Source organism: Elusimicrobiota bacterium (assembly GCA_016180815.1).
Classification (GTDB): domain Bacteria; phylum Elusimicrobiota; class Elusimicrobia; order JACQPE01; family JACQPE01; genus JACPAN01.
Genome location: JACPAN010000027.1, coordinates 18966 through 27870, shown reverse-complemented (window position 1 = coordinate 27870; position 8905 = coordinate 18966). Strand labels below are relative to the sequence as shown.

The following is an 8905-nucleotide window of genomic DNA, read 5'->3' as shown; positions in this document are numbered from 1 at the left end:
TTTAACCGGCGAACAGCCGGACCCTTGGGACCTTCTCCAGCCCCAGGATGCGATGAGCCGACATCGAGGTGCCAAACCGGGCCGTCGATGTGAACTCTCTGGCCCGATCAGCCTGTTATCCCCGGCGTAGCTTTTATCCGTTGCGCGATGGCCCTTCCATTCGGAACCACCGGATCACTAGGCCATGCTTTCGCACCAGGTTGCGCCGTCGCGCTCCCTGTCAAGCTCCCTTATGCCCTTGCACTCGACACGCGATTTCTATTCGCGTTGAGGGAACCTTTGGGCGCCTCCGTTACTCTTTAGGAGGCGACCGCCCCAGTCAAACTGCCCACCTGACACTGTCCTCGTCCCGGATTCACGGGCCCAAGTTAGAATCACACTCCAGGAAGGGTGGTATTTCACCGTCCCCTCTGGGCTCCCCAAAAGAAGCCCTTCATCGGGTCCCACCTATCCTACGCATCCAAAACCGTAATTCAATATCAGGATACAGTAAAGCTGCACGGGGTCTTTCCGTCTTGCAGCGGGAAGCCAGCGTCTTCACTGGCAACTCAATTTCGCCGAGCCCTCCGTCGAGACAGCGGTTCCTTCGTTACGCTATTCATGCAGGTCGGAACTTACCCGACAAGGAATTTCGCTACCTTAGGACCGTTATAGTTACGGCCGCCGTTTACTGGGGCTTAAGTTCGGAGCCTCGCCTTGCGGCTAACCCCTCCCCGTGACCTTCCAGTACCGGGCAAGCGTCAGGCCCTATACATCATCTTGAGATTTCAGCAGAGCCCTGTGTTTCTGTTAAACAGTCGCGGAACCCCTTTCACTGTGGCCCTTTCAAAACGCCTTGCGGCGCCTTTACCGGGGCACCCCTTCTTCCGAAGTTACGGGGCTATTTTGCCTAGTTCCTTAACGGAGGTTCGCTCGCGCGCCTTAGTATCTTCTACTAGCCTACCTGTGTCGGTTTGCGGTACGGACACAACTATGACTCACCACGAGGATTTTCTTGGCAGCGGAGTTGGACCACTTCCCCCGCCTCACGGCGGAGTCGTATTCGGCTTTCGGGTCAAACGGCCCCGCGGATTTACCTACGGGACCTACCTACGACCTTAAACCGGGACTCCTGCTCCCGGCTGGCTTACCTTTCTGCGTCCCCCCTTGGTTGATAACGTCATAGCCATGGTTCCGGAATATTAACCGGATGCCCCTTACCTACGCCTTTCGGCCTCAGCTTAGGACCGACTAACCCTGAGTCGACGAACGTTGCTCAAGGAAACCTTAGGCTTTCGGCGCTTAAGATTCTCACTTAAGTTATCGCTACTTATTCCGACATCCTCACTTCCGTACGCTCCAGCACTCCTTTCGGTATGCCTTCGATGCATACGGAACGCTCCCCTACCCCGTACCGATGCCGAAGCACCGGTACAGCCACGTATTCGGTGGTATGCTTAGCCCCGAGTCATTTTCGGCGCAAACTCGCTTGACCAGTGAGCTGTTACGCACTCTTTAAAGGATGGCTGCTTCTAAGCCAACCTCCTGGCTGTCTCAGCGAATTCACATCCTTTGCCACTTAGCATACACTTAGGGACCTTAAACGGTGGTCTGGGCTGTTCCCCTTTTGCGCTTGAAGCTTGCCCCCAAGCACTGACTCCTGAAACATTCGCGCAGGTATTCGGAGTTTGGTTAGATTCGGAAGGTGGGTTGCACCCCCTACACTATCCAGTGCTCTACCCCCTGCGGTTAAGTTTCAAGGCTAGCCCTAAAGCTATTTCGGGGAGAACCAGCTATCACCAGCCTCGATTGGCCTTTCACCCCTAATCCCAGTTCATGCAGATACTTTTCAACGTATAACGCTTCGGGCCTCCAGCCACCTTTCGGTGGCCTTCACCCTGCCCAGGACTAGATCGACTGGCTTCGGGTCTACTAATGGCTACTTGTCGCCCTATTCAGACTCGCTTTCGCTGCGCTTTCGTCTCTGAGAGACTTAAGCTTGCAACCACCAGTAACTCGCCGGATCATTCTTCAACAGGCACGCTCTCAGCCATTCCTTAAGCCTTGCGGCAAAAGGCATAGGCCTCGAACTGCTTGTAAGTGTAAGGTTTCAGGTTCTATTTCACTCCCCTTCCGGGGTTCTTTTCGCCTTTCCCTCGCGGTACTTGTTCACTATCGGTCACTAGAGAGTATTTAGCCTTGGAGAATGGTCACCCCAGATTCCCATGGAATTTCACGTGTTCCATGGTACTCGGGAACTCGGGTAAGAAAGTCCTTTTCGCTTTTGTCTACAGGGCTATCACCTTCTTTGGCCGGCCGTTCCAGGGCCGTTCAACTAACGAAAGGATTGGTAACTTTCCTCCTTGCGGACACCCGAGCCCCACAACCTCCCCCCACCACGCATCTGACATTCATCAGATGGGTGGTGGGGGAATTTGGGCTCTTCCCGTTTCGCTCGCCACTACTCAGGGAATCTCGTTGATTTCTTTTCCTCCGGGTACTGAGATGTTTCACTTCCCCGGGTTGTCTTCCTGTAACTATCCCCCCGGCACAAGGCCAGGATCTTTATTACAGGATGTCCTTACTTGCATAAGGACCGGTTTCCCGATTCGGAAATCCTCGGATCAAGGGATGTTTGCTCCTCCCCGAGGCTTATCGCAGCTTACCACGTCCTTTATCGGCTTCTAGTGCCAAGGCATTCACCTTACACTCTTAGTAGCTTAGCCACATCATTCGATCCCCCCATAACAGCCGCAAATTTGCATCCGCAGCCGTCATAGAGAAATATTTTCTAGACGCTGACTACTATCCTTCAATTGTCAAAGATCGTTCAAAATCCGTTCCGGCCGCACGGGCAGCCTTGGAGCTGAGGGGGATCGAACCCCTGACCTCCTGCTTGCAAAGCAGGCGCTCTCCCAGCTGAGCTACAGCCCCGCGCCCAATTGCGCGAGCTAATTCAAAGAAAACGACTTCTGCGACGGCGTCAGGCAAACGGCCATGCGTTCTTTCAGATTGATCTGCTCGCAAATACCGTCCAAAAACTTCCACAATGCTTCGGCCGCGCGGCGGCAGGAGGAGACGATCGCTTCAGCTTCGCCCGTTCTCGAGGAATTCTGAAGGATCATGCGTTCAACCTCGCTGTGCCATTCATCGGCCTTCTCATGGGTCTTAAAAAACTCAAGCCCCGGAGAATTCTCATCCATCTCATAAAATTTGACCAGCCCCTCTCTCTTGGTTTTGGCGATCTGGGGCTGCTGTCTCTCGTAAGCGTATAATGCGGCAATGCCGTGATGCCAATCGGAGCGTCCGCATAAATCGAAGAATGTTTCCATTGTTTTCTGCGTCGCCGAACTTGGGATGTTTTTCGTCACCTCGTCCGCGTTCAATCCCAAGGCTTCGGCAAAATCAAGCCATTGCTCGCGGTGAGGCTTGCCCTCGATCTCTTCGCTGATTAAATTTTTGGTCAATTCCTGTCTTAAAACGGGATTCTCCATCGATGAATGAACGCGGCTGACGAAACGGGGGAACGCCGCCTCCAGGTGGTAATACTCCTTGGCATAAACCTGAAGATCTTCCTTGCTGAGTTCCCCGCACGTCCAAGCCTGATAAAAAGGATGCTTGAGCAAAGAATGCTCTTCGATTGCTTCCTCGACTCTTGACATCAACATCGATTCAGACACTCCTTTTAGAATCCGAACGTTCAGAACAATGGGCACACGTGGACTCGAACCACGGACCTTCCGCTTATCAAGCGGACGCTCTAACCAGCTGAGCTATGCGCCCTCGCAACGGAAACGGAAATTGAATTGATGATTTTGGAGGCATCACTGAGGATGGTTTGCATAAGTTGACTCCGCTTCTGTTTGCGTGTTCAGAAACCAACGAGTTCCTGGCTTTCGGATCGAGCTAAGATCGACCATTCCTTTAATCGCCGAAGCGAAAAAAGGAAAGGAGGTGATCCAGGCGCACGTTCCCGTACGCCTACCTTGTTATGACTTCACCCCAATCACCAGCCACGACGTCGGTCCGCTCAAGGCGGAACTTCTGTCGTAACCGGCTTTCGTGGTGTGACAGGCGGTGTGTACAAGACCCGGGAACGCATTCACCGCTCCGTTGCTGATGAGCGATTACTAGCGATTCCGACTTCACGTGGGCGAATTGCAGCCCACGATCGGAACTGGGGCCGTCTTTAGGGATTTGCTCCACCTTGCGGTCTTGCTTCCCTCTGTAACGGCCATTGTGGCACGTGTGTAGCCCTGGACATAAGGGCCATGATGACTTGACGTCGTCCCCACCTTCCTCCGTGCTTTTCACGGCAGTCTCCTAAGAGTGCCCCCTTGCGGGTGGCAACATAGGACGAGGGTTGCGCTCGTTGCAGGACTTAACCTAACACCTCACGGCACGAGCTGACGACAGCCATGCAGCACCTCTGCTGGCTCCCTTGCGGGTCCCTCAGCCTTTCAGCCGAGGTACCACCAGCACTTCAAGCCCAGGTAAGGTTCTTCGTGTTGCGTCGAATTAAACCACATGCCCCACCGCTTGTGCGGGTCCCCGTCAATTCCTTTGAGTTTTAACCTTGCGGCCGTAGTCCCCAGGCGGCAGACTTAATGTGTTAACTTCGGCACGGTCAGGGTCGATACTTCCCGCACCTAGTCTGCATAGTTTACGGCTAGGACTACCAGGGTATCTAATCCTGTTTGCTCCCCTAGCTTTCGGGTCTCAGTGTCAGTGGAGGCCCAGGGACCTGCCTTCGCCATTGATGTTCCTCCCGATATCTACGCATTTCACCGCTACACCGGGAATTCCAGTCCCCCCTACCTCACTCAAGATCGTCAGTTTTCCCCGACCTCTCCAAGTTAAGCTTGGAGCTTGCACGAAGAACTTAACGACCCACCTACACCCGCTTTACGCCTAGTGAATCCGAGTAACGCTTGCCACCTACGTATTACCGCGGCTGCTGGCACGTAGTTAGCCGTGGCTTATTCCACCCTTACCGTCAGTGTTCGTCAGGGTCAAAAGGGGTTTACATCCCGAAGAACTTCATCCCCCACGCGGCGTCGCTGGTTCAGGCTTTCGCCCATTGACCAAAATTCCCCACTGCTGCCTCCCGTAGGAGTGGGGCCCGTGTCTCAGTGCCCCTGTGGCCGGTCACCCTTTCAGGTCGGCTACCCGTCATCGCCTTGGTGGGCCATTACCCCGCCAACTAGCTGATAGGCCGCGAGCCCCTCCTGTAGCGCCTTACGGCTTTCATCCCATCTTGCGATGGGACATATGGGGTATTAGCTTACCTTTCGATAAGTTATCCCCCTCTTCAGGGCAGGTTGCTCACGTGTTACTCACCCGTCTGCCGCTAAACACTCCATGTATTGCTACACAAAGTGTTCCGCTCGACTTGCATGTGTTAGGCACGCCGCCAGCGTTAACTCTGAGCCAGGATCAAACTCGCCAAATATTGTCATGTGTGTCTGATGAGAGTTTGAGGCCTAGCTCGTTCTCGATCGCCAGGTACTCGTTGGTTTCTGTTCTACGTTTTTCAAAGAACAAGAGAGGAAAAAAATCCCTCATCCCTTTTCGGGTGGGTTTTCTCTCAGACCGTTTTAATTTTTCTTAGAACGTGCTCGCGAATCCGGTCTTACTATTCGCGAACACAAGAATCTTAACTTAGATTGACGCTATTTGTCAAGTGCCAATTTGCCCGAGCACAATCTCTCGTATCAACGGCGAAACAACATATCAAAAATCGTTCCGGTTTTCACGCCTTTTTTCTTTTTTTTCTTCGTTGTTTTCTTTTTGTCACGAACACCATCGGCAGTCTCATCCTCGCTAGATTTTGTGGCGCGGATTTTTTTAGCCCCGCCCGGAGCTGTCTCGGATTGGATTCGCCCGGCCGATGACGACGATTTTCTGTTCCTGCCGAAACGCAAATTGAGCGACGCGCGATGGGTCAAACCTAAATCGCCCATAGGCGTCAGCGCATAATCCAAATGAGCGCCAAAAATTTTAAGGCCCAGGCCGACGCCCGGGCCGCTGGGCGAAAGGTAGCCCACGCGCCAAACCACGGGCGACCAAAAATAAGATTGGTCAAGGCCGGCCAAATTGTATTCCAGGCCGGCGGAAAAATCAGTCTCTTTTTTCAACGACGCGATATCCTGGCGGCCTTCAACCGCCAAAGTCACGGTACGGGTCAAACGATAGCCCATGCCGGCCCTGGCTGTTGTCGGCAATTTATATGAAACCGCAATATATTTCATGGGGGGGCCTACATTTTGTAGTGCCGCCCCGAAATAAATCCTCCGATGAGGCCTGATCTGAAGCCCGAAATCCATGGCCTGACCCTCAGCCACCGCATCGTCAAGCCTCTGTTCAATCCTCTTAGCGGTGGCGCCCAAGGACAAAAAACCCAGGCGCATAGCCCAGGTTAAACCCAAAGCCCGGTCCTGCGCCGTAAATGTTCCCAATTTTTCGCCTTTGTCGCCCCGGCGATCCAGAGGGTCCATATATAAGGTAAGGTAACTGACGCCTAAAACCTGTCCGGCCGGCAAACGCTGGGCCAAGCCCACGAAGCTTTCCCTGGTGTCCGCGATCCATTCATTATGCGAAGCCAAAATATCGGTGATGCCGATACGGGCGATGCCCGCCGGATTCCAATAAAGGGCCGAGGCATCGTCAACCAAAGCTGAAAAAGCCGAACCCATGCCCACGGCCCGGGCGCCCACCGGGATTTTCAAAAAAGCCGCGCCGGTCGGCTGTTCGCTGCGCAAGGGCGACGCTAAAAAAACCATGGCGGCGACAAATGCCGGCATCGCGAGGCGGCATGATCGCATCGAGTCGCCGGAAAGAATTCGTTGATTGATCATTTTAAAATCGCAAATTTTTTGACGGCCTTGAATTCCTTGCCGCTTTGCTGATCCACGGCCCGGACCCAATACACATAAATACCGCTGGCGACCTGTTGCCCGGATTCATCGCGCATATCCCAGACGTATTCATAAAACGGGGGCGTTGTTTTCGGGAAACGATCATTGGGCACGGTGTTGACCATGGTTCCGGCCAGATCGAAAATCTTCATCTCGATTACGGGCGCCAGGTAGCCCAAGGCCAAACGAAACGTCACTTGATTCCCGCGTGCAGGATTGGGATAGGCGAACGCCTCGTCGCCTTCGCTGGGGATGGACACTTCCGTGACCGAAGGGGCGTTTTTGGATGACGTCGGCGCGCCCACGGCGTCAACGCCCCATCGGTCTTTAGCCTCAAACCAGTACGCATAGTTGCCGCCTGCCGGCAGCCATAAAGCGTGCTCATAAAATGCCGTAGCGCCGCCGCCTGGATTAGAATACGCCGTCATCGCAAAAGGGCTGCCGCTGATCGCATTGGCCGTGCTTGCGGCCAATGGCTCAAAAGCCCCGGGCACGACAAACGTCGTGACAATAATGCCCGGATTAATGATCGTCGGCAGCTTGGCCACGTGCAATTTCGGGTATCCGGATAACGCAGGATCGCCGTCGGGATCCGTGTATTTGACGCGATAGGCGAAACGCGTGTAAGAGTTGCCCTGCTCCGGGCTTAAGCCGTCGGAGGTGTAGCCCGGCTCCCCGGTCCAAGACAATGCCGGCGCATTGGACCAGCGCGCGTATTTTAAATCGCTTCGCAACCAATCCAAATAGGCGATATGCGGGGTGCCGTTGCCGTCAACCTTGATGGATGTGTTCCAGCTCTCTGCGCTGGTGCCCGTGACGATATTAACGCTCCAAGAGGAACCGGTCCACTTGGCATGCTTCAATTTATAGTTGGTGGCATCATAATAAGCGATATGAGCATTGCCCGAAGAATCCAAGGCCAGCGAGGCATGCTCACCGACATCACCGTTAACGTCAACGGCGGTCCTCGTCCAGGAACCGGCAGGCGATTTTTTGGCGTAGCGTAAATTTTGCCCGCTGACATCCTGATGCGCGATGTGCGCGGTGCCGTCGCCCGCAACTTTCAGCGACGCGAAAAAACCGGACCAGCCCGTGGCATCGGCGATTTCCTTGGCCCAGGTCCAGCTCGATGAGCCGGTTTTATTTTGCCGGGCGTATTTCAAATCGAAATTCGTAAAGTCCAAATAAGCGATGTGCACGGTGCCGGTAGAGCCCACATCGAGCGAGGCGAATTGGCCCACATCGCCGGGGGTATCGACGGCTTCCACCCACCATTGCCCGCCTGTCGAACGCACCGCGTACCTTAAATCCATTTTTCCCGGAGTCACATCCTCGTAAGCAATGTGAACTTTCCCGGAGCTATCTACTTTTATAGAGCTGTATATTCCGACGCTGCCCGTGCTCTCCACCAACTCAAAACTCCAACCGTCGGTTGATTTCCGGGCATACCACAAATCGCCCAAATCATAATCGTAATAGCTGATATGAGGGTTATTCTGGCTGTCTAAAGCCAAAGACGGAGTGCCGCCCACATTGCCCTGGCTTTTAACCGTCTCCAAAACCCATTGATTGCCGTCGAAACGGGCATAGCGAAGATCCCCGCGTCCCCAGTCGTTGTACACGATATGCGGCCGCCCTGCGGAATCCAAGACCAAAGACGGGTTATACCCCGTTTCTCCATCGGCATCGATGGTGATCACGCCCCAGGCTCCCGAAGGCGGGGGCGCCTGGGGGATATAAATATCCGGATTGACGGGTATGTAAACGACGGTTGAAATAAAAATATCGGGATTAATAACGGCCTGAGGCTCCGCCGCCCAAAGCGGGACGGCAAGCAAAACGAAAAGAGTAAGGGCTGGTCTTCGGTCCAAGGTCTAGGTATTCTATGCGCTGGGATCAAATCATGTCTTGAATCAAAGGTCCTATATTTTTACTAGGCCTTTAGTCCCTGACGATTTTTCCCTAAAGTCTCACTACAGGCACGCCCGAGCTTTGGCACAATAATTCGC

At 54.0% G+C, this 8905-nt stretch carries 3 protein-coding genes, 2 tRNA genes and 2 rRNA genes; all 7 read right to left on the bottom strand.

The annotated features are described in order from the left end of the window. Positions 1–2712 (bottom strand): 23S ribosomal RNA (locus tag HYT79_11965); the annotation flags it as partial. Between the two features lie 128 nt (positions 2713–2840). Continuing rightward, positions 2841–2913 (bottom strand) — tRNA-Ala (locus HYT79_11960). Positions 2914–2930: 17 nt separating this feature from the next. Further along, positions 2931–3647, bottom strand: coding sequence for a CADD family putative folate metabolism protein (locus HYT79_11955; GenBank protein MBI2071297.1), 717 nt, complete (start codon positions 3645–3647; stop codon positions 2931–2933). Between the two features lie 41 nt (positions 3648–3688). Further along, a tRNA-Ile gene (locus HYT79_11950) sits at positions 3689–3762 on the bottom strand. Positions 3763–3925: 163 nt separating this feature from the next. After that, positions 3926–5428, bottom strand: a 16S ribosomal RNA gene (locus tag HYT79_11945). Between the two features lie 265 nt (positions 5429–5693). After that, positions 5694–6836: a PorV/PorQ family protein gene (locus tag HYT79_11940; GenBank protein MBI2071296.1), complete on the bottom strand. Its 1143-nt coding sequence runs from the start codon at positions 6834–6836 to the stop codon at positions 5694–5696. Continuing rightward, positions 6833–8767 carry a hypothetical protein gene (locus HYT79_11935; protein ID MBI2071295.1) on the bottom strand — a complete coding sequence of 645 codons (1935 nt, stop codon included), beginning with the start codon at positions 8765–8767 and terminating at the stop codon, positions 6833–6835. Before HYT79_11935 ends, HYT79_11940 begins: the two co-directional genes overlap by 4 nt. Between the last annotated feature and the right edge of the window lie 138 nt (positions 8768–8905).